Below are 26636 nucleotides of genomic sequence, written 5' to 3' on the forward strand. Positions count from 1 at the left end.
ACCGTCAGAGCAAGGCCGCCTGAGGTTGAAAGTCCAGAAAAACGTCCGCACGCCCAGACCTTGATTTCCATGCCCCCAGCATTTGAACTCGTTTCACGGACCACGGCGCAACGCAATGAGCAACAGGTTTCAATTTTACGTTATCAGCCGTTTGGACGGTTCCAAGAAAACGGACCGCGGATCATCGGCATTTTTGATCATGACCACGTTTTAAGTCTGAAACAACTGGTCAACGTCCCTGCCGCTGGGCACTTATCTGCCAACGACGCGCAACAACAAGCGATGGCGATTTTTGAAAAAATTGATTCCCAATATGCCAAAGGCCTAAGCTTTATCCGCGTTGAAACGCAGCGGCGTAGCTTTATCAACGCCAACGGAGAAACTGTTATTTTTCCCGTATTGTGGACCAAGTTCGGTCATCGCAATGGCTCTTACAACTGGGTCACCTTCGGCTTAGATGGCACCATGATCGAAATGGAAATCGAGTCGCTTTGGGATTATTTCCGCGGGCGTCGCGCCACGGAAATGTGGGATAACGATGATTGGGTCAAAGCCCGCCAGCAAAACGGACCGCAATTGCCCAGTCCCAATGCTCTGGCATAAAGGAGGGCACACATGGCTGATACTGAAGACACTTTGATCTCTCGTTTAGGCACATTACACCAACAACTGGAACAGTTAGAAAACGTCGATTATATGACCGCTTATTATAAAGGCTACAGTACCCAAGGCGACGATTTGGAAACCATCAAGGAAAAAATTATCACCGTCAATGCCCAGATTCAACGCACCGAAGACCAACTGGCAACCCTTGATTTTCAATAATTCAAAAAATCGCGGTTAACTTCCATTGGGAAGCTAACCGCGATTTGCTTTATTCCGTTGCTTTTAAGGCTGAAACCATATCCACATGTTGCAAGCGTTTATGGGTGACTAAAATCACCACGCCGGTGAAGACTGCCATCAAAACGGCAGCCGCTACATAACCTGGCCAGTGAATCGTCAACGGGAACATCACTTGGGCTGTTGTTGCCTGGCGCAAAATGTACCAAGTCAACGCATTGCCAACGCCGTAGCCAAAGATGATACCAATCAGCGTTAACACGATATTTTCGCGAGACACATACATCGTGACTTCACGATCATAAAAGCCTAACACCTTGACGGTCGAGAGTTCTCGAATTCGTTCAGACACGTTGATGTTGGTCAAATTGTACATTACGACAAAGGACAGTAAACCAGACATTACAATAAAGATCATGACCACCGGGTTTAAGGTGCTCGACATGTTGTCGATCGTCGCCTTTTGATCCGCCACAAAACTGGTGCCTAACACTGCGCCAGACTTCAACAGCCGATGGGCTAAGGTATTGCGTTGGTGGTCGCTTTGATGGGCCAAGCGCACTAACAACGCATTGCTGGTAGCGGCTTTGTGCCAGGCTTTGTGCCAGGCTTTGTGGTAAGCGGCAGCGCTGAGGTACAAATAATCACCGATATAGTTTTTGGTGATTGCCGCGATCTTAAGCGAAACGCGCTTGCCGCCAGTGATGGTCACTGAAACCCGGTCGCCAGCTTTGGCGCCGAGTAACGTGGCGGTTTTTTGAGAAATCACAGCGCCTTGTTGCGGAAGCTTGATGGCATTGCCTTGCGGGGTGCTTAAATGAATGTAATGTGAAAAGTCATCGGTTTTTGGCGTGAAGACATTCACTGACGCCACGCTTTCATCCCCGAAGCGGACTTTAGCCGTATCAGCCATGACTTTGGTGCTACTTTGATATTTCGAATCATCAGCTAGGACTGCTTGAGCTTTTTTGGCTTGGCCTTTTAGCGAAACGACGGCTTGGTATTTCACGATATCGCCATATTGACGAGTCCCGCTGGCAATGATCGAATCACGGATCCCAAAGCCAGTTAATATCAACGCGCAACCACCGGCGATGCCAATGATCGACATCACCATCCGACTTTTATAGCGGAACAAATTACGATACGACACTTTTTGATTGAAGTTCAAGCGGGTCCACAATGGCGTGATCCGCTCGAGTAAAATGCGCTTGGCAGATTTAGGCGCTTTGGGCAACATCAATGCCGCGGGTCCTTCTTGCAGTTCGCGCCGCACCACAAAAGCGGCTGCGCCAACTGTTGCGATCAATGAAAAGCCAAGCGCTAGTGCTAATGATGCCCATTGCATCCGTACCGTCGCGATCATTGGAATGGTTTGACCATACAAGGCTAAAATAAAGCGCGGCAAGGTTTCATTCCCAAACACTGACCCGACAAGCCCGCCAACAATAGCGGCGATCAAGGCATATTCCAAATAGTTTTTAGCGATGGCCCATTTGCCATAACCCAACGCTTTGAACGTTCCGATTTGACCACGCGCTTCTTCAACCATGCGCGTAATCGTGGTAAAAGTGATCAACGCCGCGATCAAGAAGAAGAAGACGGGAAAGACATTGGCAATCGCTGCGATCCGATCACTGGATTCCCCATAAGCGGAAAAGCCTGGCAAATCAGAACGATCTTGATACGTGTACGTAGTTTTGGTTTGCGCTTTAGCCTTGGTCTTAGCGGCATCAAGCTTGGCTTGGGCGGCTTTTAATTGCGTCAATTGCGCCGTGATTTCAGGCGTCGTCGTCACTTGCCCACCACTGGCTTGGCTCATTTGCGCCTGAGCTTGCTGCAGTTGTTTTTGGGCGGCAGTGATTTTGGCTTGCTGGGGTGCGATTTTGGCTAAAGCTTGTTGATACAAGTCGGCACTGCGCGTCGTCGCCCGTTTTTTGAATACCGTTTTGAGTTGCTTTAATTTCTGATTGCGCGCTTTTTTATAACTATCCGCATAAGTATTATGGCCTTGCAGTGATTTGAAGCGCACCGACAATAAACTTGCTGGGATCGTCATTTGGCTTTGTGGTACATAAGCAAAGAAGCGCACGGTCCCATCGCCAACATTGGCGGCACCGCGCAACCCATTATCGATATATTGCGGCGAATCGGCAAAGCCAACGATCGTATAGGTACGATGCTTCAAAGCACTGGTTTTGCCAAAGGTGAACTTTTGTCCGAGTTTGTAGTTGTATTCAGACTTGGCGCGATAATCCAACACCACTTGGGTTTTTGAACGTGGCAAATGACCGGATCTTAACGTCAGCTGATTCAAATTGGCCTGGCGATCATAACCATATAACGCCACTGCCAAGGCATTGCGGCCGCCGGTGACATAGGTGAACTTCGTGGCTTCAGCTTGTGCACCAGCCACGGTTTCAGCCGCTTTAACATCTTTTCGCGTAAAACCCGTGGTGCTCATCAACTGAACATCGCTGAGCTTGGCCTTTTGCACGGTGGTGGTCAGCGATTCATTGAGGCCAGGGCCGGCAGCGCGCACCCCGACGAAAATCAAACACCCCATTAAAATAATTAAAATGATCGCAATAAAGCGCCCTTTTGACGCGCGGATCTCACGCCAGAGATTTTTTGTCATTGGCTTCATAGCGATCACCACTCGATCTCAGCCACTGGCGTTGGGTTGGCATTATCTTCGACTGAGCGTACTCGCGCGTCATTGATATGGATCACGCGATCCGCCATTTTGGCTAATGCCGCATTATGGGTAATGATCAAGACTGTTTTATTGTCCTTGCGAGAAGCATCTTGCAACAATTGCAACACTTGTTTACCCGTTTCATAATCCAAAGCCCCAGTCGGTTCATCACACAATAAAAGCTTAGGGTTTTTGGCTAAAGCGCGGGCGATGGCGACGCGTTGTTGTTCCCCGCCAGAAAGCTGAGAGGGAAAGTTATCCAAACGCGCCCCTAAGCCGACTTTGACCAAAGTTTCTTCAGCATCTAGTGCATCTGAAACGATGGAATTGGCAAGTTCAACATTTTCCTTGGTAGTGAGGTTTGGCACCAAGTTGTAAAACTGAAACACAAAGCCAACGCTGTGGCGCCGATATTCAGTTAGTTGTTTATCCGAAAAATTGGCAATGTCCACGCCATCGATCAATACCTCGCCGCTCGTTGGGGTATCCATTCCGCCTAAAATATTCAATACCGTGGATTTACCGGCGCCAGAAGGTCCTAAGATGACAGTCAATTGACCTTGCTCACATTCAAAGCTGAGATCATGATTGGCGTCAATTTTCGTTTCGCCCATTTGATAGGTTTTAAATTCGTTTTTGACTTCGATATATGCCACGTTGTTTCCGCCCTTTCGTCATGCGTCATTGTGCTTATTATCGCGCTGTGAGAAAATGAGCTCAACCACAAATAATCGCCACAATGTTATGAATTGAACAGATTTGAAATAAGTGTTGAAAGGATCATCATGGTCGGGATTAAAAACAATCGTCGCGTGCAACAAACGCGCAATCAACTCAAACTTGCTTTATTGACCTTACTGGCGGATCACAGCCTCGCCAACATCACAGTCACCACCATTTGCCAAGTGGCGGACGTCAATCGCGGGACCTTTTACAGCCATTATGACAACCCTGCCGCTTTATTTGCCGATATCGAGCAAGACCTCGCCCAGCAAGTGAGCCCTTTGATCGGGGATGAAACCACGTTGATGACTTGGTTGCCACAAGTGTTGACGGTGATCAAACAACAAGACACCGCCACTGCGATCATCTTGCAAAATCTCCAACATAGCCCGGTACTACAAGCCATTTTAAAGCCGATGCGTCACCAAACCCTCAGTCGCTACAGCGCCCGCTTTGCCATCACAGACCCGGCGGTATTAAACTACTATTTTGAATTTTACTTCAGCGGTGCAATTCAAGTGATCTCACAATGGCTGGCGACTGGTGCCAAGGAAACCCCGCAACAAATTGCCGAGATCATCGCCAATGTCACTGAATTGAGCCATTAAAAAAACCGCCTTGACGAATGTCAAAGCGGTTTTTCAAGTTAAAAGCTATAAATTACAGCTTGTTAACGTTAGCAGCTTGAGGCCCACGATCGGATTGTTCGATGTCGTAGGAAACAGCTTGGCCTTCGTCAAGAGTCTTGTAACCGTCGCCTTGGATAGCGGAGAAGTGTACAAATACGTCTTGGCCATCTTGACCAGTGATAAAGCCGTAGCCTTTGTCTGCGTTAAACCATTTAACTGTGCCTTGTTGCATAGTGATGAATCTCCTTTATAAACCTAAATATAGTGACAAACAACGGTAATCTCGAAAGGAAAATTCATCATGCATGACACAACAATTCTCGCTTCTGTTAATTACTTGAACTCAGTATACCACAGAATCCAACATAAACCTAATATTTTACCTAAGAGAATCTGTCGGATAACTGATGATAACTGTGAGTTTGAATCAGATTACCAGCCTTGAGCGGTCATGGCATCTGCGACTTTGGTGAAGCCAGCAATATTGGCCCCGGCCAAATAGTCGCCTTCAACGCCATATTCTTTGGCGGCAGCCACAGAGTTGGCAAACAAGGTCTCCATGATATCTTTCAACTCACCATCGACAGTTTCGAAGCTGTCAGAGGCCCGGCGAGAGTTTTGACCCATCTCCAAAGCAGACACCGCAACCCCACCGGCATTGGCCGCTTTAGCTGGCCCGTACAAAATGCCGTTGGCTTGGTAATCCGCAATCGCATCAGGCGTTGATGGCATGTTGGCCCCTTCAGCGATCGCAATAGCGCCATTAGCGCGCAATTTAGCGGCTTGCTCGCCATTGATTTCATTTTGAGTCGCACATGGCAAAGCCACATCATACTTGATGTCAGCATCCCAAACAGACCCTTCATGATAAGTGGCTCCGGCTTTGCGGTTAGCGTATTCGCTGATACGAGCGCGTTCAACTTCTTTGATCTGCTTCAATAATTCAAAGTCGATGCCGGCTTCGTCATAAACATAACCATTGGAATCAGAGGCTGTGAGGACCTTGGCGCCGTATTCTTCAGCCTTTTGGGTCGCATAAATGGCAACGTTGCCGGCACCAGAAATTACGATCCGCTTGCCTGCCAGTTCTTGGCCATTTTCTTTGAGCATGGCGTTAGTGTAATACAACAAGCCATAACCGGTGGCTTCAGTCCGGGCCAATGACCCGCCGTAGCTCAAGCCTTTACCGGTTAAAATGCCACGTTCAGCACCGTGCAGGCGTTTGTACATGCCGTACAAATAGCCGATTTCACGCCCACCGACACCGATATCACCAGCTGGAACGTCAAGATCCAAGCCGATGTGACGGTGCAATTCTAACATGAAGGATTGGCAAAAACGCATGATTTCGTTGTCGGACTTGCCTTTAGGGTTAAAGTCAGAACCACCTTTACCGCCACCGATTGGCAAGCCGGTCAAGGAGTTCTTGAAGATCTGTTCAAAGCCCAAGAACTTGACAATGGATAAGTTAACGGAAGGATGCAACCGCAAGCCGCCTTTGTAAGGGCCGATGGCAGAATTGAACTGAACCCGGAACCCGCGGTTAACTTGCATGTTGCCAGCATCGTCTACCCACGGCACTTGAAATTGGATGGCACGATCAGGTTCGGTGATGCGGGCCAAAATGTTGGCTTTGATATATTCAGGATGTTTTTCGAAGACTGGGGTGATGGTTTTAAAGAAGTTAGACACCGCTTCTTGGAATTCTGGTTGGTTCGGGTCGCGCTGTTCGATTTTAACGCGCACTGCTGCGATATAGTCAGTTGCTTCTGTCATGTTAGATCACCTTTCTTGATTAAGATACTATGATAGTTTAGCACATAAAATGAGATTGAAATGAGTTTCTAAGCTTTCGATAGCAAAAAAGATAGTGAACGCCAAGAGTTCTTTGTTATTGTATCACCTTTTTGTGCAAGGCGTTCATGCAATCGGATACATTTGTTGTCAGCTAATAAAACAGACAGTCATGCACAATGACTGTCTGTTTTAAGCTTACTTTTTCTTGTCTAAAACCGAATGATGCATGCCATAAACCAGGTAAACGATGAGTCCAATAACAAACCAGACGCCTGAGTACAGTTTAGCTTGAATATCCAACCCTAAAAAGACGATCAATGCCCCGATAAAGGCTAAGGCTGGCATCACCGGATACCAAGGCATTTTAAAGGCTGGATCAGCGATATCTTTGCCTTCACGCGGACGCAAGCGATAAATGCCCAAGCTGACAAACATGAACGCGATCAACGTCCCAGCAGAAATCAATTGGGATAAGAAATCAAAGGGGAACAGTGCACCGATGATCACGCCGATCACGGTCAACACGAGTAAGGCATGGTTGGGTTGGCCTTTTTTAGCCGTCAGTTTGCCTAAGGTCTTTGGCAACATACCATCGCGACCAAAACTATACAACAAGCGACTGCCCGCCATCATCATGCCGATCAAGGCGGTAAACATCCCGATCACGGCAACAGATTCGATCACCGTTGCGGCTAACCGATGCCCGGATTCACGCAACGCCCAGCCTACTGGTTCCGCATTGCCAGCATATGCCGAGTATTTAAACATCCCCACTAAGACTAACGATACTGCCATAAACAAAATCACGGCAACGATCAAACTCCCGATGATCCCACGCGGCATGGTTTTCTCGGGATTTTTGGCTTCGGCAGAGTTGGCGGCGATCGAGTCAAACCCGATATAAGCCAAGAAAATCGTGCTCATCCCTGCATAGATCCCTTTCCAACCGCCAAACGCAGAGCCGTCTGCGTTCACGTGATAAGCCGGGATAAACGGCGTGTAGTTACTTGGATGAATTGCGGTTAAGCCGATGGCGATAAACGCTAAAATTGCCAAGACCTTTAAAACGACCAAGATATTTTCCACACGCGCCGCTTCACTGACCCCGCGGGATAATAGCCACGCCACTAACAAAATGACCACAGTGGCGATCAGATCCATCACCCCACCGTTATGTCCTAGTGGGTTGGCCAAGGCATTGGGAACGACTAACCCGAAACTGGCTAATAAGCCTCGCAGGTTCGCCGATAATCCTGACGCCACAAATGCCACGGCAATGAAGTATTCTGCCAACAACGCCCAACCGGCGATCCAGCCGAAGACTTCGCCGAACACCACGTTGATCCAAGAATAAGCAGAACCAGCAAACGGCATCGCTGCTGCCATTTCCGCATAAGCAAAAGCCACTAAGCCCGCCACAATTGCGGCGCCTAAACAACTTAACGCCACGGCCGGTCCAGCATGATCAGCTGCCACCACCCCGGGTAGGGTGAAAATCGTCGTTGACACAATGGTCCCGACCCCTAAAGCTAAAAAATCTTTGACGCCTAGGACCCGCTTGAGATGAGAATCTTTATCTTCATAGACACTAGGATCTTCTTTTTGAAGCATCCGGGTGAACAGCTGACGCATAGGAACCTCCTAAATTAACGGTAGTTGAGATTATGAGAAACGCTCTTAATATTATTCTATTAATTGCCACAAATGTCAACTCCTTCTATAGAAGTTGCCGCTTTTCAACATTGACACGCAAAAAGGCCGATCTCGTCGACCGACCTTTTGAGGAGTTATTCGCTTTGAATTATGCGCGTTCAGCATTGGCTACTGGTACACGATTGTTTTGTTTATGATCCGCGTTACGCACGGCAGCTTTGATATCGACTTTTTTACCCGTTGCTTTTTGCACGTCATGCCATTCAGCAGCTGCCGCAAACAATAAATCAGAAGCTGAGTTGACCGCAGTTTCGACAGAGTCTTGGATCACCCCGATGATAAAGCCGACCCCAACGACTTGCATGGCGATGTCGTTAGAAATGCCAAAAATCGAAGCCGCCATTGGAATGATCAACAAGCTCCCACCAGCGATCCCACTGGCACCAGTTGCTGCCAGCGCCGTCAGGATACAAAGAATCACGGCTAAGAAGAAGGATACGTGAATGCCTAAGGTCGCACAAGCGGCTAACGTCATCACAGACACCGTGATCGCAGCCCCGCCAGAGTTGGCAGACCCGCCTAAGGTAATGGAAACAGCGTATGATTCTTTGTTCAAGCCAAGGTCTTCACAAGCTTGTAAGTTGATCGGAATGTTCACGGCAGAACTGCGCGTGAAGAAAGCTGGGATCCCGGAAACCTTCAAGGTCCATAACGTCAATGGATACGGGTTTTGGCCTGTCATCACAAATACCATCAATGGATAAAGGATCAAGTACACCGCTGCCATGGTGCCAACTAAAAGCAGCACCAATTGGCCGTACTTGGCAACACTGGCAAACCCAGTTTCGGAAATCGACGTGTAAATCAAACCGCAGATCCCAAATGGGGCAAATTCGATGACTAACTGTGCAACTTTAATGATCGCATCCGAAATTTCAGTGATCGTTTGCCGGGTTTGCTTAGAAGCTAACCGTAACATGAAGCCGATCAACAAGGCCCAAAATAAAATGGACAAATAATTGGCATTGACAATGGCATCCAAGGGGTTGCCCACCGCGTTGACCAAAAGATCTTCGATGACTTTACCTAACGACTTTGGCGCATTGGCAGCGACTTTGACCGACTTAGGTAAATTCAATTTCAATGGGAACAACCAAGACGCAGCCACTGCCGCAAACGCAGACAGTAATGTGGCTGACAAGTACAACTCGATCACAGACCCGAAGTGGTTTTCGCCACCTTCACGAAAGGCTGAAATCGCCGATAAAATCAAGAAGAACACCATGACTGGCGCGATCCCTTTTAACGCGCCGACAAACAGTTGGCCCATGACCCCAATAAATGCGGCTTTAGGGAAAATGACGGCCAAAGCGGCCCCAATCACCAAGCCGATGATGATCCGCAAGATCAAACTGACCGAACGATATTTAGCAAACATTGCAACTCCTCCATCACATGTGTAAGTTGATGTTTACTATTGTACGTCTTTCTTATACACTTGTCCACGCTTTTTGTAACATTATATGAGTGATTGCTTAGAATCTGTGAAAAATCGCCACGATTTTCAATTTTGATTGCACCCAGCCGTTGAACGCAAAAAAGCCGCCTATCAAAGCAGACGACTTTCGAATTGCTATTCGGCGGCAGGTGACGCAGCTTGCGTCGATTTACTTGATTTGCGTTGTGGCAGTGCCACCCAGTTGACTAGCGGCAAGTTAGCCACCGTGGTCACCAGCAAGATCACGCTCCAAACGATCACCAGGCTGGTGGTGACATCGCCAGTAAAGTGTGCCAGGATCCGCACCCGAGAAATTGCCATGGCGATCCCGTAACCATGAGCCAGCCAAAACACTAAACGCTGCAAACGGGCATTTTTGCGATCAACAAACAGTGGGAACAGCAACGATAACGCCGCAGTTTCTGTATGCCCAGAAGGAAAACTCATATGCCCATCAGCCCCATTGATGTGAAACCAAGGGGTGTACTTTGTGGGATCACCGGCCAACAGTTCATAAGGTCGAAAGCGACCCCAAGTGGTTTTCATCGTATTGATCACTGTATCTGCAAGCAATACCACTAAAGCTGCCACTAAGGCCACGCGGACCAAATGTTGCAAATCGTCATCGCTTTTACGGGCCAGCCAATACTGCGCTACGCCACACACTGCCACGTATAACAGAATAAACAAGCTGATACTCAACGCACCTGGTAAGGCAAGGCTACCGCCATCAGAGTTGGCCATCCCCATGGGCTTGCCGGCTTGGATATCTTTCACTGAAGTTAACACCATCATCATGGCGTATTTTAAATAGCCAGACCACAACTCGTAGCCAGCAAACAAGGTGCTGCCGACCACGGCAATGGCGCGCACATACCATGGCCAATTGCTGGCCCGCACCCCCGCATGGGCGACAATGTTACAAGCTAACATCACCACCAATGGTGAAGTCCATAAGCCAATATCTTGAAAAGTGGTCGCGATCGGATCATTCATGTTGCCAAAAAATTGAGAGATCTGCCAGTCAAAACCGGCAGCGAGGATTAAAACACTGATCAAAATGATAGCCGTGACGTAAAACAGGCGTTGACTAAAGCGTGATGCTTGACGTTCCTGGTTTAACATAAAAATCCCTCCCTTGTGACGACAGCTTATCATCAAAGGCGCCGCAAATGGGGATCTTTACGCAACCAGTACGCACAAAGGCTTAACAATTACATCGTTTACATCTCGGCGACAATTCTAGCCACCATGCGCTTTGTAGGCAATGCTGAAGCGTTTTTGACCATCAAAAAACGCCTCGCACCATGGCGAGACGCATTTTGCTTGACGATTACTTCTTCAAAGAAGCACCGACAAAGTTGTACATGTTAGCAGGACTGTAAGTCAGACCCTTGATGGACTTGTTAACTAAGTGCGCTTCGACGGTTTGATACAAAGGTACCATCCCGGCTTGTTGCGTTAACAGTTGTTGGGCTTGTTGTAAGTCTTCATAACGCTTAGTGGCGTCACTAGCATCAGTGGTCTTAGACTTCTTGATCAAAGCGTCGTATTTGGCGTTGGACCAGAAACCGAAGTTATAAGTGTTGCCAGTGGTGTACATATCCAAGAAGGTGATTGGATCTGGGTAATCCCCTTGCCAACTGGAAAGCACTAATTGGGTATCGCCAGACAGAGAACGAGCGACACGGGTCTTAAATGGCACAGTTTGTAAGGTGATCTTAAATCCTGGCAGTTTTTCTAAGGCTGCTTGGATGTATTCAGCAGATTGCTTAGCCTGTTCCGTATCATCCGTCAACAAGGTGACGTTAAGACCAGTCTTGCCGACTTCTTTAAGGCCAGCTTCCCATAAAGTCTTAGCTTCTTTGGTGTTGTAAGTGGAAACCTTACCTGCGGCAGAGCCAGCAGCTTCTTTAGCGAAGTCTTCGCCTGTAGATGGGTTCTTAGCAATGCCTTGAGGGCTCAAGTTTTGCGCCGTGATGGAGCCGTCACCTAAGACTTTGTTAACGAATTGGGTGCGGTTGATGGACATGGAGATTGCTTGGCGAATCTTGGCGTTCTTAAAGGCCGCGACTTTCTTTTCGTTCATATCCAAGTAGCTGGTCCGGCCTTGCTTCAAGCCTTGGTAATCTTTGTTGGTGCGGTTCTTTTGCGCAGTCGCGCCAGTCAAAACAGCATCGTCAAGTTTGCCAGAGTTGTACAAGTTAAGCGCCGTGGTGGAATCTTTAACCACTTGGGTCTTGATGGTCTTGATGTGAACATCTTTGGCATTCCAGTACTTGTTATTCTTCACTTCAGACCAAGAGTTGTTGGTCCCGTTCCAACCCTTCAACGTGTAAGGGCCGTTGTTGACGATGTACTTGGATTGAGAACCGTACTTCTTGCCATACTTTTCAACTGCTGCTTTGTTGGTTGGGAAGAAGACTGGGTTGACCATCATGGTGTTGAAGTAAGGAATAGCATGTTCCAAGGTCACTTCAAAGGTGTAATCATCGACCGCTTTAACGCCTAAAGTTGAAGGCTTGGCTTTGCCGGCCATGATCTTGTCAGCATTCTTGATGCCAGAGAACAAATAAGCATATTCAGACTTTGTCGCCGGATCAACAGCACGTTGCCAGGAATAAACAAAGTCTTTGGCAGTCACTTTATCACCGTTGCTCCAATTGGATTTACGCAAATGGTAAGTGTAAGTCAAACCACCATTGGTCGCCTTTGGCACGTTCTTTGAAACGGCTGGTTCAAGCTTTGAGCCGTTATAGCGCACCAAACCATCCATGGTATCAACCGCAGTTTGTCCAGAAATCACATCAACGATTTGGGCGTCATCTTGGGTTTGAATCACATCTTTCACCATGCGTGACCAAGTGTCCGTTTTAGCAGGCTTGTCACCGGCAGATTTACTGCCACAAGCCGCTAAGGTTAACGTCGCAGCCAGCAATGCAGTGCCAGCAGCGGCAACTTTCGTATATTTCATGTCGTGGTACCCCCTATTTCTTTCTGAGCTCAAGACTACATTAAAAACCAATGAAAGTAAAGAACGAAAACTCATTTATTTCATTTAAGTCTCACAATTCCATAAAAAAAGGCCGACACTAGGTCAACCTTTTATGGCATAGATTAAACAATGGTGAGGTGAAGTTGCTTTTGACTGACCCACTTCATGGATTCTTCAAACTTGAAGACTAAGAAGGAAATCACTGCAGGGCCGACGATCCCAAAGACGATGTAAACCCAGAACATCTTCATGGAAACTGAAGCCAAACCAACTGGGGCAATGAAGGAGCAAAGGCCTAAGCCACCCATCGCAGCCGTGGTTTGGAAATGGAAGAAAATCGTCGCCAGTGGCGCGCAGATTGCAGCAGATAACATTGGCCCAGCTGCCAAGGCTGGATTTTCAAGCCAGTTCCCAAATTGGACTTTCGGGGTGATGACACCTTGGGCAATATTGGCGCCAAGATCGTTTTCGCGGAAGGAAATGGCAGTAAAGCCAACATATTGCGCAGTCGTACCGATCAAAGCAGCGCCAGCAGCTAATGGTGATAGCATAACGGCGACTGATAAGGCGGCAGAACTGGCTGGGGTCATTAAGAACAAGCCCCAAGCGACGGAAACCACAGCGGAACCTAAAATCGGGTTAACCAACATCGTTTTGGCAATGATTCCTGATAGCCAAACTAATAATGGCGTGGTAACAGCAGCTAACCCTAATCCAGCCACGATCCCAACGAAAGTGGCAGCGAATGGCACGATGAACATATCCAAAGGTGTTTTGCCAGTGAGATAGTTCCCGAACAAAGTGGCGATGATAGCAGCAGCCACGGCAGAAACAGGCTGGCCAGTTGACATCACAACGCTACCTGCGGCATGAGCCAAGGTGTAACCAGTCGCAGTGGCGTCACCTTTAGTGGCCATGTGGGTTAAAAACGCCGCGTTGGCCCCGATGGTTGAAGAAATCATGGCGGAGAATGCGACTAAGGTGTTTGCCCGCAAGGTAATGGCAACCCCGACCCCAATGGCTGGGCCAAGCAAGACTTGCGCGATGGAACCGACTTGATACAAAGCCGTCCAATGTGTGAAGTTTGCCAAAGCTTGGAATAAAAGACCGATCCCTAAGCACACCAACACGGCGTTAGCAATCCCTGCTGATACTCGATAAACCCAGTCCATGATGGACATATGATCATTTACTGATCCTTTACTTGATGTTTCTGTCATCCGTGTCGCCTCCGTATTTGTGTTTGATAATTGCGAATGACTGTATATTAAAACACCCTCATTTGAATTGCAATCGTTTTTTAATTATTTTTTCAGGAGATGTTTAAATTCGTTGGTGCGACGCGTTTATATTCTAAATGTTTTTCTCATTCAGGATCACGAATACTCACATTTACCCTAAAAAAGGTCAAAAAAACAGTCTAAGCTGTCATCAATTGATGCTCAGACTGTGGCTTTCTTAGTGACTTTCTGAGTGGCTTTGCGCCACACATCACGAGTGCCTGGTAACAAAACAAACACATTCAACCCTTCTAGCAAGGCGGTCATCAGAAATACCGCGCGATAGTTGAAGACACTAGCGACGATTGACCCCAGCATCGGGCCGCTGACACTACCCATAGCTTGAAATGATTGGTTGTAAGAGAAAATCCGCCCAAATCCAGCCTTGGGCACATAGCGCGTCATCAACGCTTGGATTGCCGGCAACAAGGCCGCATCAGATACCCCCAGCAAAGCCCGCAGGAACCCGAGTTGCCAAATATTATGAATCAAGCTCATTGGGATAAAGCAAATCACCGCCATCACCAAGCCGACCAGTAAGACTTTTTCTGCGCCGACGCGATCTGATAAATCCCCTAAAATCGGGCTGGCGATCAAGGTCACGACCCCTGGTAAGCTCGACACCACCCCTGCCGCAAAGGCGACTTGGGCTTGATTCTTGACCATCGACGCCACCAATAAACTGATAAAGCTAGTGATCGACATGTTAGCCGCTTGAATCACCATCGTCGTGATAAACAAACCCCAAATCAAACGCGGGTAAGCCATTTGTTTGAAGATCTGCTTCGTCGGTACCATTTCGGCTTTCGTCACTGGGGCGAATTCTTCATGCACAAAGAACAACGTCAACAAAAATACCGCCAGCATCATCGCCCCGGTCACTAAGAAGCTGGAACGATAACCAAACATCCCCGCTAACACGCCGCCAAGCAGTGGGCCTAACAACGTCCCGACTACATTGCCGGTAGCCAGTGTGCCCATCGCTTTACCAGATTTTTCGACTGGCACCGAGGCGGCGATGATGGCATTGGCATTGTTGATGTAGCCAGAAAAACAGCCTTGAATCGCCCGCAAGCCGATCAAGACCCACACATTCGGCGCCAATCCGCACAGCGTGATGGTAAAAGTCATCCCCAAACTCGCCCGCAAACACATCGGTTTGCGCCCATATTGATCGGCCAGCTTGCCCCAAAATGGTGACACGATGGCTTTGGCTAAGAAGGTGATGGCAAACGCTGTCCCACTTAACAAATTCAACTGCCACTTGTTAAAAGAGCCGAGCGTTTGTAGAAACAGTGGCAAAAACGGCATGGTCATTGAAAAACCCATCCCCGTCATAAAGTTGCCAAACCACAAGAACACCATATTCGATTGCCAACGACTCCGCGTCATCAAATCACCTCAATTGAATTGTTATCGGCTATTTTATCATTGAATTTTAATCAATGCACGACTTGAACCCAAAACAGCCTACCGCATCCTCCTGTCAATCAGGAGACGCAGTAGGCTGCCATTAGCCGAGCCTAGTTTGCGGCAGTGGCTTCTGGAGTTTTTTCAGTGGCTGCCTTTTCAGAGTGACCGCGCCACCAAGAAGACAATACGGACCCGGAAATGTTATGCCAAATGGAAAACAGCGTTGAAGGAATGGCAGCGGCTGGGGCAAAATAGGCCATCGCCAGCGTTGCGCCTAAGGAAGAATCTTGCATCCCCACTTCAAAGGTGATCGCCTTGCGTTGTGGTTCTTTTAAGCGGATCAAATGGGAGAACCCATAGCCTAACGCGTAACCAGAAAGGTTGTGCAGCATGACAACTGGGATCACGATAGCCGTGGCTGCGGTGAATAAGTTCGCGTGGTTAGCAGAAACCACGGCGCCGATGATCAATAAGATCGCCGCTTGGGAGATCAATGGTAAAGCGCGGGTGATGGTATCGACTTGTTTGCGGAACAAGGTGTGGATCACAACCCCTAAGATGATCGGCACGAGCACGATTTTAACCGTACTGGTGAATAAAGATTGGGTTGGGATCGGCACATACTTGCCAGCATATAAGACTAACAAGCCAGGTAAAGCCAAAGGTGCCAGCAAAGTGGACAAGGTTTCAATCGACACGTCCAAAGCCACGTCGCCGCCAGCTAAGTATGCCATCACTGAAGAACTAGTCCCGGATGGGCAAGAGCCGACTAAGATGACCCCGGCAGCCGTAGCGCCTTGCAAGTTGAAAATTTTGCACAAGACCACCGCAATCAGTGGCATGATCACATAATGCGCCACAGTGCCTAAGATGACAGGCAAAGGCCGCTTCAAAATGCGCGCGAAATCTTCCCCTTGCAACGTCAAGCCCATCCCAAACAAGATCAAGCCCAGCAAGTAGCTGGTGTTGGGAATAATGGCAGTACTGGTGGCCGGGACAAAATAATTGAATGCGGCCCAAATAATTACGATCAATGTAAACCAGTGGCTGACCCACTTACCAAAACCTTCGACTTTATCCATATAATCGCCTCTTCAATTTTCTATAATCAATTTCAGTTCAATAATGATATCCCGTCGTCATGCGCGCATAACGACTCATTTTGGCCGGCGTCCAAGCCGGCGTCCACACTAAGTTGATGTTGACTGCAGTTACTTCTGGTTCTTGCTCTAAGGCAGATTCGATCATTTTCGTCAATACTTGTGAAATCGGGCAGCCCATGGTCGTCAAAGTCATCGTCACCGTGACAACGCCATCAGCCATTTCAAGTCCGTAAATCAAACCCAAATTGACCAAATCCACACCTAACTCGGGATCAATCACGCTAGTTAACCGCGTCAACAAGCGGTCTTGTAAATCACTAATGGGAGTTTCTGTCGCCATTGGGGGCCTCCTTCACAAAAACTAATCTTCTTTGCCAAATAATTCGTCGGCGCCAAGCATCACGCCGCCTGTGTTGGCGGAAGTGACCAGATATTGATACCGGGCTAAGTAACCGAAGCGCACTTTGGGCTTGAAAGGCTTCAATTCCTTGCGCCGTTTGGCAAATTCTGCTTCAGAAACTTGCGCATTTAACGTCCGGTTGGTCAAATCAATGGTGATCACATCGCCATCATGAATCAACGCGATTTCCCCACCAGAAGCGGCTTCTGGGGAAACATGCCCAACACAAATGCCATGCGTTGCACCGGAGAAGCGGCCATCGGTGATCAACGCCACGGTGCGGCCTAAGCCACGCCCGATGATGTCTGAAGTCGGATTCAACATTTCTGGCATCCCTGGGCCCCCTTTAGGGCCTTCATAGCGAATGACCACCACGTTCCCAGCTTTAACGGTGCCGTTGTCAATACCTTCAACAGCGGCATCATGGGAATCAAAACATACTGCCGTGCCAGTGAATTCATGAATATCGTCATCCACCCCAGCGACTTTGATGACGGAACCGTCTTTGGCGATGTTGCCAAACAAGACGGACAAGCCACCTTCTGGGGAATAAGCATTCTCGATTGGGCGAATGATTTCTGGATTCAAAGTATGAGCCCCAGCAACATTTTCGCGCAAGGTTTTGCCAGTATTGGTCAAGCGATCCGGATGCAAAATGCCGCCGTGTTCGATCAACTCATTCAAAATGGCTGGGATACCGCCAGCTTCATGCACTTCTTCCATGGTATAAGCTGAAGATGGGGCAATTTTGGCGATATGCGGAGTCTTTTTGGCAATGGCATTGATGTCTTCTTCCGAATACTTAATGCCGGCTTCATGCGCGATCGCCAAGCCGTGTAACACCGTGTTCGTCGAGCCGCCCATCGCCATATCCAAAGCAAACGCATCATCGATGGCTTCTTTGGTGACAATGTCGCGTGGCTTGATGTCATGGTCCACGTTATACATCACTTGCCGCGCCGCTTTTTTGACCAATTCGCGCCGCTCTTGGCTAGTGGCCAAAGCGGTACCGTTATATGGCAACGCCAAGCCCAAAGCTTCCATCAAAGAATTCATGGAGTTGGCGGTGTACATGCCGGCACAAGAGCCACAAGATGGACAAGCATTTTGTTCCAATTCGAGGAAATCTTCTTTGGACAACTTGCCATCTTTAAAGGCGCCGACGGCTTCAAACACCGTCGACAAGGTGGCAGCTTTGCCGTTAGGATCCAAACCAGCTTTCATCGGGCCGCCAGACACGAAGGTGCAAGGGACATTGGTGCGCAGCGACGCCATGATCATCCCTGGGGTGATCTTGTCACAGTTTGGCAAGTACAAGACGCCATCAAACCAGTGCGCGTTGATCACCGTTTCGGCAGAATCAGCAATGATCTCACGACTTGGCAAGGAATAACGCATGCCGATGTGACCCATGGCGATGCCATCATCGACCCCAATGGTATTAAATTCAAACGGAATCCCACCGGCTTTTCTGATCTCTTCTTTGGCAATGTCTGCCAATTCGCGCAAGTGGACATGGCCAGGCACAATTTCGATAAACGAATTGCAAATGGCAATAAAGGGCTTCTTCATGTCCTCTGGGCTTTTGACCTTCCCTGTGGCATACAACAAGCTGCGCCCCGGTGCACGGTCGACCCCGACCGTGATCTCATCGCTACGCTTTTGCATGTCGTCACCGCTGACGGTGAAATTCAGCGTGTCACTCATTGCGGATCACCTTCTTGTTTATTTACGACGACGAATCATCGATTAATGGCAATATACTCACTCGATTTTAAATTGTCAACATTTATTTTTAATCAATAACTCACATAAGCACGAAAATTTGTGTTAAAATGCTGTCACACTACTGGTTTGCACAATTTTAAGTAAAAAAAGAAACACCCGCATTTGGCGGGTGTTTCTCATAGTTTAGTTAGAAATTAACGATTTCGACGTTCGATGGTCCCATCTGCATGCGCGATTAAAACGGTATCGACTAAGTGTAAAAATAACCCGTGTTCCACCACGCCGACGGTGGCATCTAAGTATGCCGCTAAGCCATCGGGTACCGGCAGTGGATCGACGTGTAAATCAATGATCCAATTGCCGTAATGGGTGGTCAAGCGTTCCCCTTGCTCATTCAAACGATAAGCGGGCTGTAAACCAGCTTGTTCAAACTTCGCAAAGTTTTGCTTGGCAGACACTGGCAAAACTTCCACTGGCAAAGGAAAGTCGCCTAAACGATGGCAAAGTTTGGATTCATCCACAATCCACAGATTTTTCTTGGAGTTGACGGCAACATTCTTTTCAAGTGTGTGGGCCGCACCGCCTCCTTTGATCCCATTGAGATCATCATCAACGCGGTCGGCACCATCGATGGTCAGATCCAATTGATCGACATCCGCAAGTTCATTGACCACAAACCCATTTTGTTCCAGTTGTTGCTTAGAACGATTGGATGTGGTGACGATGGCTTTGAGGTTTAACGGTGTTTGGCGGTTGCGATCCCCTAATGCATCAATGAAAAAGGCGACTGTTGAGCCAGTGCCGACGCCTAACGCCATCCCTGGTTCAACCATGTCAGCGGCTTGTTGAGCTGCTTGTTGCTTGAGTTCATCTTGTGTCGTCATATTTTCCTCCGTAAGCTGATTTAATCGTCTTAATTTTATCGCGACAACCTGCTTGGTTCAAGCTATTGGTAGCTGGTATTATCCTCCAATTGCCGCACATTTTCTGGTCGCGCCAACATCATCGCGCGCCGGGTCATTTTTTCAATGATATAAATGGCTGGGGTTTGGCTGGTTAAATTCGCCCCATCAAGATCTTGCGGGGTCACATAATAGGCCAACGCCACAGTCGACAAACGCGCGATGGTAGAGTTGGCTGAATTGGTGATGGCAATGATCGGTACACCATGTTTAAGCAGTTCATTCATATACCCGACGACGACCCGATTTTCACCAGATACCGAGCAGATCACGACGCACATCGATTTGTAAACCGCTTCTGGGTAATCGATTTGTGGATGGGTGCTTGGGGCGGTGACGGCAAAGGACATATTCACTGAGTTGGAATACGTCACTGCCCCATAATCCGCCACGATCCGAGACGTCCCAAAGCCGACCCACACCACTTGCGAGTGTTCATAAAGCAAATGGGCGGCGCGATCGATGGCTTGTTGATACTGACCATCTTCACACGCTGCGATCGAGCGGGTGATTTCACCACCGTCGATATCATTGGGCAGTTGTCCGCGATGATTGCTCTGATTGTTATACATGCGCAACTTGGTTTTAAACTCTGCCCACCCGCTACAATCAAACTTCTGACAAAACCGCTGAATACTTGCGGTACTGCAATATGTGGTTTCGGCAAGATCGCGGATGCGCATGTACACCACAGCATCCATGTCCTTGACGATTTCGCGATAAATCGTCATATCCGTTTCCGTCAGATCCGGTGTGTAATTAAGAAAAAGCAAAACTGTCCTCCATTTTCAAACCACCTGTATCACCTGCGAACAAATCAGATTTGTTCCCATGAATTCTATGATTTGTCCCCATTCCTAGTTTGACTACAATCGGCAACGCATACATGCATGATTCTATGATACCACACGATGTCACAAAACCGTCTTCAACGTCACAAATAACATTTTTGTCACACGGTGTCACAACTAGACACATTTGTTCCTACAACTATCGAAACCGGCAACAAATGGGTTGAACTGCCGCATTTTTCTTTGCTTGAATTTTGCCTATTCTGAGTTGTCAATATGACTTGATCAGTTGAGCCGCTCTATTACTTTTGATATACGCCAAGCAACCAGGATGTAATTGGCATGGAAAGTTGCGACAAATCCGCCTCGGCTAGAATCGTCTCAAAAAAATTGACCACAAAAAAGCCGCCTGAGCTTTTTCAGGCGACTCATTTGTAAGCTTAAGCTTGGGCAGTTGCTGCATCTTTCTTCATTTGCATTTGCGTTGCCATGTAAACGAATGGTGAGTAGATCAGCACCGCAACCACAATGTTGATTGCAGCGATCAAGCCACCTTGCCAAGAAGCAGTGGCGATGACACCGCCGATGATCGGAGGCGTCACCCATGGTGCCATAACGGTACATGCTGGCATAAAGCCTGACGCAGTCGCAAAGTATGCGATGGTAATGCAGACCATTGGGGCCAAGATGTAAGGTACGAACAGAATTGGGTTTAAGACGATTGGTAAGCCAAAGGTCAAGGGTTCGTTGATGTTGAACAAACCAGGTGCAAAGGACAAGCTTGAAACTGTCATGTAAGCTTTGTTCTTGCGAGCAAAGATCCAAATGGCAATGATCAAGGAGATGGTAACACCGGTACCACCCATGTTAACGAAAGAATCGAACAATGGCTTGTTAACGATATAAGGAATTTCCTTACCAGCTTTCAAAGCTGCCAAGTTGGCAGTGATGGCTGGGGCGTTGATCGTCTGCATGAATGGGTCGATCATGTTGGCACCATGCAAACCGAAGAACCACAGGAATGGTGTGATGAAGGCGATCAATAAAGCAGTTGGGTAGGAGTTGGCCATGCCCATGAATGGTTCTTGAACCGCTTTGTAGAAGGCCAAAACAATATTTTCAACATGTGCTGCGTTGAAGAAGGTCGTGATCAAACCGAAAATCGTCATGGTGATCATCGCTGGCAGTAAAGCAGCAAATGAGGTCGCAACAGCCGGTGGCACGGAATCTGGCATCTTGATGACCAGATGTGGATTGGCTTCAAGACGACGGAAGATTTCAACGGAAATAATGGCTACGATCAAAGCAATGAATAAACCGGTGGAGTCCATACCAGACGCACCACCTACTGCGTAAAATGATCCTAATGATACAATACCAGCTGCAACCGCAGATGACTTATAAGACTTCGCCAAGTTGAACGCGACTAAAAACGCGATCATAACCCCTAATACGGCAAAAGTCCCACTCCATAAGTTCCCCCCGAGCTTGGTCCAGATGAATGTCCCATCCTTCAACTTTTCACTGAAGATCGAATTCATCAGGTCGATATAACCTGGAATTGGTAAGTTGTTGATCAAAGTCGCAAACGCACCTAAGATCATCAGTGGCATCGTGTAGGCAAAGGCATCCCGGATCGCGACTAAATGGCGTTGGTTACCAATTTTAGCTGCAACAGGCAGGAAGTGCTTTTCCATAAACGCGATAAAACTCTGCATAAACTTTTCCCCCTTTTGTTTTGTTTCCGCTTACAGTTAATGTTATATCATCTCCAAGTAAGCGGACACAATGATACATGTACCAGAGCGGCGTATCACCTCCTTTATTCCAAGCTTAGCAAGTTGCCCCTATGAATTGCACGTGATAACCCTTGAAATTGCCCCAAAAATTTAAAACTCATGGTTGACACTGAGATTTCTCATGCTATACTCAGAAACAACAAGACAAATGCATCGAGAAAGTCCAGTAACTGAATTTGTTGATCAAGCGAGCTTCGTGAGGTGAAAGGAAGCATCAACATTTACGGCGAACATCCCTTTCAAGCAGGATCTCGAAAGCTGACCCAGTCAGTAAGTAACAGATCATGGCTAGAACCGCCATTATCCGGTTCGCGTATCGTCATCCAAGCGCGCTACTCAGCAGCGTGTTTATGATCGACCGTACGAGCGGAGGTTGTTTGTGGTGACACAAACAGCAAATTAAGGTGGTATCGTGCTGCGGCGCCCTTAGTCATAGACTAGGGGCGCCGTTTTTTGTGCATTTGAAATTCCAACAATAAAGGAGATGGTGAGTATGGATAGCGACATTAGCGGCATTAGTCAGATTAACAACCTACATACACTGATCTTTTATTGGAGGAATCATCAATGGAAAAATTAACCGAAAAAAAATTGACCAAGCGCGATTACTTGGTCGTCAGCTCCATGTTGTTTGGCTTATTCTTTGGCGCCGGGAACTTGATCTTCCCACTGCATCTCGGCCAATTAGCTGGCGCTAACTGGGTACCGGCGACTTTAGGTTTTCTCGTCACCGCTGTGGTTTTGCCTCTGCTTTCCGTTTTAGCCGTGGCGGCGATGCACGCTGAAGGCGTTTATGATATCGGCAAGCCTTTAGGCAAATGGTTTGCGGTACTATTCATGGTCTTGATCCATTTGACCATCGGACCATTGTTTGGGACCCCGCGGACGGCGACTGTATCCTTCACCACCGGCGTTGCACCATTATTGCCAAAGTCGATGCAAACAACCGGCTTGTTAGTCTTTTCAGCTTTATTCTTCTTAGCCGCATTCTTACTTTCTTATAAGGAACAACATATCACCAGTGCCATCGGTAAAGCGTTGAACCCCGTCTTCTTGCTTTTATTGTTCTTCTTATTCTTCGTTGGCTTCTCTCATCCGATGGGCAATGCCGCAGGTCAAGCCACGACAGCAGGTTATCACACATTAGGGGCAGGCTTTTTCAACGGGTTCTTGCAAGGCTACAACACGATGGACGCGCTGGCTGGGTTAGCCTTTGGTGTCACCGTCGTCACCGCAGTACGCGGACTTGGCTTACATCGCCAATCTTCTGTCGCCAAAGTTACTGCTAAAGCTGGGGTCTTAGCTACCAGCATGATCGGTTTGGTTTACTTGTTCTTGATCGTCTTAGGGGCCAAGTCTTTGGCCAACTTCAAAGTTTCTGCAGAAGGCGGCACGGCGTTCAATCAATTGGTCACCTATTACTTCGGCAACGCAGGGCATGCCTTGTTAGCCACCTTGTTGACCGTCACCTGCTTGACCACTGCCGTTGGGTTGGTTGCCGCTTTTGCGCAAGACTTCCACAAGCACTTCCCAGTGTTGTCTTACGTTCAATGGTTAGCCTTAATGAGCTTCGCTAGTTTCTTAACCGCAAACTTCGGCTTAGCGACGATCATCTCTTGGTCCACGCCAATGTTGATGTTCTTATATCCATTTGCGATGGTATTGATCTTATTATCCGTTTCCGGCAAGTGGTTCAACCATGACAAAACGGTTTACAGCTTCACGGTTGGTTTTACCACAGTCCCTGCATTGTTAGATATGGTTTCCAGCTTCCCACCAGTGGTTTCCCAATCTGCCTTTGGGGTCGCTTGCACCAACTTCGAACAAAGCTTCCTACCTTTTGCAGCTCAAGGAATGGCTTGGGTCGTCCCAGCTTTAGTTGGCCTAGGCTTAGGCTTGGCCGTTTACAAAGTTCGCGGCCGGGCCGCTGCCAATGCGACTGATTAACTTCCCAAAAGCAAAAGTCTGAGGACTTTTCGTTGCTCAGCCCACAATAAAACGCGATCAGCTTACTGGCTGGTCGCGTTTTTGTGTTAATCTTCGGTTTCGGGTTCTGCTTCGTTTGAATCAAACCGGTGCATTTTCAAGGCGAAATCGACGGCTAAATTCAGGCCATGGCGGAACAATTCCGGATGGATCCGAGCAAAGTTTGCCATCAAGCGATCGGTGCAAGCATGGTAATAGCGACTCTTTGGCCGCTTGGCAGTCGCGGCTTGATAGAACACTTCTGCCAGTTGCTCAGAGGTGGCCCCGGTCATGAAACTGCTATGTGAATATAAACCACCTACCGTGTCTGTCAACTGGCGATATGCTGAATCTGGTTGTAAGTTGGCTTTTGCATGGTCCATGGCAATGCTTAACCAATTGGACTGGGTGCCACCAGGTTCAACGATCACTGAACGCAAGCCAAACGACCGAATTTCTGAATCCAGCGTATCCGACCAGGTGTTGAGCGCATGTTTGGAAACGTAATACCACCCGCCGAGTGGGGTATACAGATCGCCGCCAATAGAGGAATTATTGATGATGCGCCCATAACCTTGCCGCCGCATAATTGGTAAAACGATTTGGGCTAAGTCCGCAGCACCGAGTAAATTGGTTTCCAGTTGCTTGCGAGCCGATGCTAACGGCACTTCTTCCAATGGCCCAAATTCGCCATAACCGGCATTGTTCAACAACACATCCAAGCGCGTTTGCTGCGTTAAAGCGCCAGCGACAAAGGCTAAGTTGCTGTTGTGATCACAAACATCTAAGTGCATCGGATGAATATTGTCACCAGTGGGAATTTTCTCGACCCGCCGTGCCCCAGCAAATACTAACCAGCCGCGTTGGGCAAATAGTTCTGTCGCGGCTTTGCCCATGCCACTGGAAGCGCCGGTGATCAAAATCGTTTTTTGAGACATGTTTCCGCCTTCTTTTACCATTTTCTTCCATTATAAAAGGCCGGCGACATGAAGTCACCAGCCTTTTGACTGAGCTAATTGATGGTTTTGAGCTTGCCGCGGAAATCATCCAAGCTCGCGTAACCTTTCAACGCCATGATGTCATCGAGTTCATGGGCGACGCGATCAAAGATCTTCGTGCCTTCATAGCCGAATTGCGTCCCGATTTGCAACATCGAAGCACCGCACAAAATGTGTTCAAAGGCATCGCGTCCACTCATGATCCCGCCAACGCCGATCACAGCGATGGATGGATTCAAGCGTTGCGACAAGGCGCGCACATTCGCCAAAGCAGTTGGCTTCACACTGGCGCCACCTAAGCCGCCAAAGCCACCTTTAGGCTTGATGGCCACAGTTTCGGTTTCGTAGTTGACGATCAAGCCGTTGCCAACAGAGTTGATGGTCGTCACAAAGGTCAGTGGGAATTGGTTCAGGACTGCCGCGATTTGATCAAAATGGGCCAGGTCAAAGTATGGGGGTAACTTCACGCCAAGCGGCTTAGTGTAAAAGTCAAACACTGCCGTCAAAGTTTCTTTCGTGGCGTCAAAGTCATAACCTTGTTGCGGATGGCCAGGGACATTTGGGCAAGATAAGTTTAATTCGACAAAGCCGTTATAAGCAGAGTCTTGAATCTGGTGCAGCATCGCCAAGTTATCTGCCAAACTAGTGCCAGCGATGGATAAGAAGTTCGTGGCATCCGGGCGCTTTGCTTGGTCTTTTAACACAAAGTCCAAGTAGTAGTCCAAGCCATTGTTTGGCAGGCCCATGGAGTTGAAGCTACCCTGTGGGATCATTTTCATTCGTGGTTCTGGGTTGCCGGCACGATACGCTGGCGTTGCACTTTTGGTCACGTATGCCCCAGCGTTGGAATTGATCAAGGCATTGAGGTCGCGATCAGATTGGCAACGTACACCGGCAGCGTTCATTAAGCACGTTTTGAAATGACGATCGGCAATGGTAGTGGCAAGAGTCAACATAGCTTCTTTTCTCCTTTTTAACACATCTATTTTCTGCTGTTATCCATCATACACTGTTTTTCAGCGTTAGTCACGGACGAAATTTAGTTTTCGACGCATGAAAAAGATTAAAATACGAACAATTCAGGCGATTTTAGCAAATGAAGCGTTGTGAATTCGGTAAATGATCCGAAATTGTTCGGATTATAATCCTAAATCATCTTTAAACTCGGTTTACATCAACTTACGCTGTCCGGCATCGTAAGTGTGCTTTGAAGCTTCCAGCTAGCCTTACCAATTGCCTAGCGGCTTGAAAATATGTGAGCTCCAGCGCCTTGGCGCCACTGCGGAAAATTGGACAAGTTGCCGGTGCGGCCGGCGCCAGCTCTCAAACAAAGACCGTTTGAGGAGCTTTTGCCTAGAATT

At 48.1% G+C, this 26636-nt stretch carries 22 protein-coding genes; 4 read left to right on the plus strand and 18 right to left on the minus strand.

Translation table 11 applies throughout. From position 1 onward, the window contains the following. Window positions 1-69: 69 nt before the first annotated feature. Both FD01_RS12610 and FD01_RS12615 read left to right on the plus strand, forming a co-directional pair. Entirely contained in the window at window positions 70-603 is a 534-nt protein-coding gene (locus FD01_RS12610; protein ID WP_056964676.1) for a hypothetical protein, read from the plus strand. 12 nt (window positions 604-615) lie between these two features. Next, window positions 616-825 (plus strand): hypothetical protein, encoded by a 210-nt coding sequence (locus FD01_RS12615; protein ID WP_054716174.1) that lies wholly within the window; start codon window positions 616-618, stop codon window positions 823-825. 49 nt (window positions 826-874) lie between these two features. Here the strand turns inward: FD01_RS12615 and FD01_RS12620 are convergent, their stop codons facing one another. Both FD01_RS12620 and FD01_RS12625 read right to left on the minus strand, forming a co-directional pair. Then, a complete protein-coding gene (locus FD01_RS12620) occupies window positions 875-3490 on the minus strand; it encodes an ABC transporter permease (protein WP_056964642.1) in 2616 nt (871 codons plus the stop codon). A 5-nt stretch (window positions 3491-3495) separates the two neighbouring features. Further along, complete coding sequence (locus FD01_RS12625; RefSeq protein ID WP_056964645.1) at window positions 3496-4197, minus strand: ABC transporter ATP-binding protein; 702 nt, start codon at window positions 4195-4197, stop codon at window positions 3496-3498. A gap of 129 nt (window positions 4198-4326) precedes the next feature. Between FD01_RS12625 and FD01_RS12630 the strand changes: the two genes are divergently transcribed. Further along, entirely contained in the window at window positions 4327-4872 is a 546-nt protein-coding gene (locus tag FD01_RS12630; RefSeq protein ID WP_054716171.1) for a TetR/AcrR family transcriptional regulator, read from the plus strand. A 52-nt stretch (window positions 4873-4924) separates the two neighbouring features. Here FD01_RS12630 and FD01_RS12635 read toward each other — a convergent pair whose 3' ends face one another. The 14 genes from FD01_RS12635 to FD01_RS12700 form a co-directional block, all read right to left on the minus strand. Then, the gene (locus FD01_RS12635) at window positions 4925-5125 is read right to left on the minus strand and encodes a cold-shock protein (protein ID WP_054716168.1); all 201 of its coding nucleotides are present in this window, start codon (window positions 5123-5125) and stop codon (window positions 4925-4927) included. A gap of 200 nt (window positions 5126-5325) precedes the next feature. Further along, window positions 5326-6669, minus strand: coding sequence for an NADP-specific glutamate dehydrogenase (gdhA, locus tag FD01_RS12640; protein ID WP_056964646.1), 1344 nt, complete (start codon window positions 6667-6669; stop codon window positions 5326-5328). A gap of 216 nt (window positions 6670-6885) precedes the next feature. Then, on the minus strand, window positions 6886-8322 hold the full coding sequence (locus tag FD01_RS12645; protein WP_056964648.1) for an APC family permease: 1437 nt from the start codon (window positions 8320-8322) through the stop codon (window positions 6886-6888). 169 nt (window positions 8323-8491) lie between these two features. Next, the gene (sstT, locus tag FD01_RS12650; RefSeq protein WP_056964650.1) at window positions 8492-9781 is read right to left on the minus strand and encodes a serine/threonine transporter SstT; all 1290 of its coding nucleotides are present in this window, start codon (window positions 9779-9781) and stop codon (window positions 8492-8494) included. A 195-nt stretch (window positions 9782-9976) separates the two neighbouring features. Next, a complete protein-coding gene (locus FD01_RS12655) occupies window positions 9977-10966 on the minus strand; it encodes a phosphatase PAP2 family protein (RefSeq protein ID WP_056964652.1) in 990 nt (329 codons plus the stop codon). A gap of 208 nt (window positions 10967-11174) precedes the next feature. After that, window positions 11175-12815 carry a peptide ABC transporter substrate-binding protein gene (locus FD01_RS12660; protein ID WP_056964654.1) on the minus strand — a complete coding sequence of 547 codons (1641 nt, stop codon included), beginning with the start codon at window positions 12813-12815 and terminating at the stop codon, window positions 11175-11177. 143 nt (window positions 12816-12958) lie between these two features. Beyond that, complete coding sequence (locus FD01_RS12665) at window positions 12959-14056, minus strand: PTS sugar transporter subunit IIC (RefSeq protein WP_054716165.1); 1098 nt, start codon at window positions 14054-14056, stop codon at window positions 12959-12961. Between the two features lie 222 nt (window positions 14057-14278). Next, entirely contained in the window at window positions 14279-15508 is a 1230-nt protein-coding gene (locus FD01_RS12670) for an MFS transporter (RefSeq protein WP_056964656.1), read from the minus strand. 131 nt (window positions 15509-15639) lie between these two features. Continuing rightward, complete coding sequence (locus FD01_RS12675) at window positions 15640-16611, minus strand: bile acid:sodium symporter family protein (RefSeq protein WP_056964658.1); 972 nt, start codon at window positions 16609-16611, stop codon at window positions 15640-15642. A gap of 37 nt (window positions 16612-16648) precedes the next feature. After that, window positions 16649-16972 (minus strand): metal-sulfur cluster assembly factor, encoded by a 324-nt coding sequence (locus tag FD01_RS12680; RefSeq protein ID WP_054716164.1) that lies wholly within the window; start codon window positions 16970-16972, stop codon window positions 16649-16651. Between the two features lie 21 nt (window positions 16973-16993). Next, window positions 16994-18739 carry a dihydroxy-acid dehydratase gene (ilvD, locus tag FD01_RS12685; RefSeq protein ID WP_056964660.1) on the minus strand — a complete coding sequence of 582 codons (1746 nt, stop codon included), beginning with the start codon at window positions 18737-18739 and terminating at the stop codon, window positions 16994-16996. Between the two features lie 215 nt (window positions 18740-18954). Continuing rightward, window positions 18955-19644, minus strand: a complete 690-nt coding sequence (rpiA, locus tag FD01_RS12690) for a ribose-5-phosphate isomerase RpiA (RefSeq protein WP_054716161.1) — start codon at window positions 19642-19644, stop codon at window positions 18955-18957. A gap of 62 nt (window positions 19645-19706) precedes the next feature. Next, window positions 19707-20495 carry a MurR/RpiR family transcriptional regulator gene (locus tag FD01_RS12695; protein WP_056964662.1) on the minus strand — a complete coding sequence of 263 codons (789 nt, stop codon included), beginning with the start codon at window positions 20493-20495 and terminating at the stop codon, window positions 19707-19709. A gap of 458 nt (window positions 20496-20953) precedes the next feature. Beyond that, window positions 20954-22231 (minus strand): PTS sugar transporter subunit IIC, encoded by a 1278-nt coding sequence (locus FD01_RS12700; protein WP_056964664.1) that lies wholly within the window; start codon window positions 22229-22231, stop codon window positions 20954-20956. A 648-nt stretch (window positions 22232-22879) separates the two neighbouring features. Between FD01_RS12700 and brnQ the strand changes: the two genes are divergently transcribed. Next, window positions 22880-24259, plus strand: coding sequence for a branched-chain amino acid transport system II carrier protein (gene brnQ, locus FD01_RS12705; protein ID WP_056964666.1), 1380 nt, complete (start codon window positions 22880-22882; stop codon window positions 24257-24259). Window positions 24260-24345: 86 nt separating this feature from the next. On the opposite strand, the gene FD01_RS12710 is transcribed toward brnQ, so the two are convergent. Together FD01_RS12710 and FD01_RS12715 are read right to left on the minus strand one after the other, a co-directional pair. Continuing rightward, entirely contained in the window at window positions 24346-25215 is an 870-nt protein-coding gene (locus FD01_RS12710) for an SDR family NAD(P)-dependent oxidoreductase (protein WP_054716154.1), read from the minus strand. A gap of 74 nt (window positions 25216-25289) precedes the next feature. After that, window positions 25290-26231 carry a dihydroorotate oxidase gene (locus FD01_RS12715; protein ID WP_054716151.1) on the minus strand — a complete coding sequence of 314 codons (942 nt, stop codon included), beginning with the start codon at window positions 26229-26231 and terminating at the stop codon, window positions 25290-25292. Window positions 26232-26636: the final 405 nt, after the last annotated feature.

This window comes from Lacticaseibacillus manihotivorans DSM 13343 = JCM 12514 (assembly GCF_001435035.1).
Lineage (GTDB): Bacteria > Bacillota > Bacilli > Lactobacillales > Lactobacillaceae > Lacticaseibacillus > Lacticaseibacillus manihotivorans.

Bases quoted from the DNA above. Each gene is read 5' to 3' on its own strand.
- FD01_RS12610 (WP_056964676.1), top strand. From the start codon at position 70: ATGCCCCCAGCATTTGAACTCGTTTCACGGACCACGGCGCAACGCAAT.
- FD01_RS12615 (WP_054716174.1), top strand. From the start codon at position 616: ATGGCTGATACTGAAGACACTTTGATCTCTCGTTTAGGCACATTACAC.
- FD01_RS12620 (WP_056964642.1), bottom strand. From the start codon at position 3,490: ATGAAGCCAATGACAAAAAATCTCTGGCGTGAGATCCGCGCGTCAAAA.
- FD01_RS12630 (WP_054716171.1), top strand. From the start codon at position 4,327: ATGGTCGGGATTAAAAACAATCGTCGCGTGCAACAAACGCGCAATCAA.
- FD01_RS12635 (WP_054716168.1), bottom strand. From the start codon at position 5,125: ATGCAACAAGGCACAGTTAAATGGTTTAACGCAGACAAAGGCTACGGC.
- gdhA (WP_056964646.1), bottom strand. From the start codon at position 6,669: ATGACAGAAGCAACTGACTATATCGCAGCAGTGCGCGTTAAAATCGAA.
- FD01_RS12645 (WP_056964648.1), bottom strand. From the start codon at position 8,322: ATGCGTCAGCTGTTCACCCGGATGCTTCAAAAAGAAGATCCTAGTGTC.
- sstT (WP_056964650.1), bottom strand. From the start codon at position 9,781: ATGTTTGCTAAATATCGTTCGGTCAGTTTGATCTTGCGGATCATCATC.
- FD01_RS12655 (WP_056964652.1), bottom strand. From the start codon at position 10,966: ATGTTAAACCAGGAACGTCAAGCATCACGCTTTAGTCAACGCCTGTTT.
- FD01_RS12660 (WP_056964654.1), bottom strand. From the start codon at position 12,815: ATGAAATATACGAAAGTTGCCGCTGCTGGCACTGCATTGCTGGCTGCG.
- FD01_RS12665 (WP_054716165.1), bottom strand. From the start codon at position 14,056: ATGACAGAAACATCAAGTAAAGGATCAGTAAATGATCATATGTCCATC.
- FD01_RS12670 (WP_056964656.1), bottom strand. From the start codon at position 15,508: ATGACGCGGAGTCGTTGGCAATCGAATATGGTGTTCTTGTGGTTTGGC.
- FD01_RS12675 (WP_056964658.1), bottom strand. From the start codon at position 16,611: ATGGATAAAGTCGAAGGTTTTGGTAAGTGGGTCAGCCACTGGTTTACA.
- FD01_RS12680 (WP_054716164.1), bottom strand. From the start codon at position 16,972: ATGGCGACAGAAACTCCCATTAGTGATTTACAAGACCGCTTGTTGACG.
- ilvD (WP_056964660.1), bottom strand. From the start codon at position 18,739: ATGAGTGACACGCTGAATTTCACCGTCAGCGGTGACGACATGCAAAAG.
- rpiA (WP_054716161.1), bottom strand. From the start codon at position 19,644: ATGACGACACAAGATGAACTCAAGCAACAAGCAGCTCAACAAGCCGCT.
- FD01_RS12700 (WP_056964664.1), bottom strand. From the start codon at position 22,231: ATGCAGAGTTTTATCGCGTTTATGGAAAAGCACTTCCTGCCTGTTGCA.
- brnQ (WP_056964666.1), top strand. From the start codon at position 22,880: ATGGAAAAATTAACCGAAAAAAAATTGACCAAGCGCGATTACTTGGTC.
- FD01_RS12710 (WP_054716154.1), bottom strand. From the start codon at position 25,215: ATGTCTCAAAAAACGATTTTGATCACCGGCGCTTCCAGTGGCATGGGC.
- FD01_RS12715 (WP_054716151.1), bottom strand. From the start codon at position 26,231: ATGTTGACTCTTGCCACTACCATTGCCGATCGTCATTTCAAAACGTGC.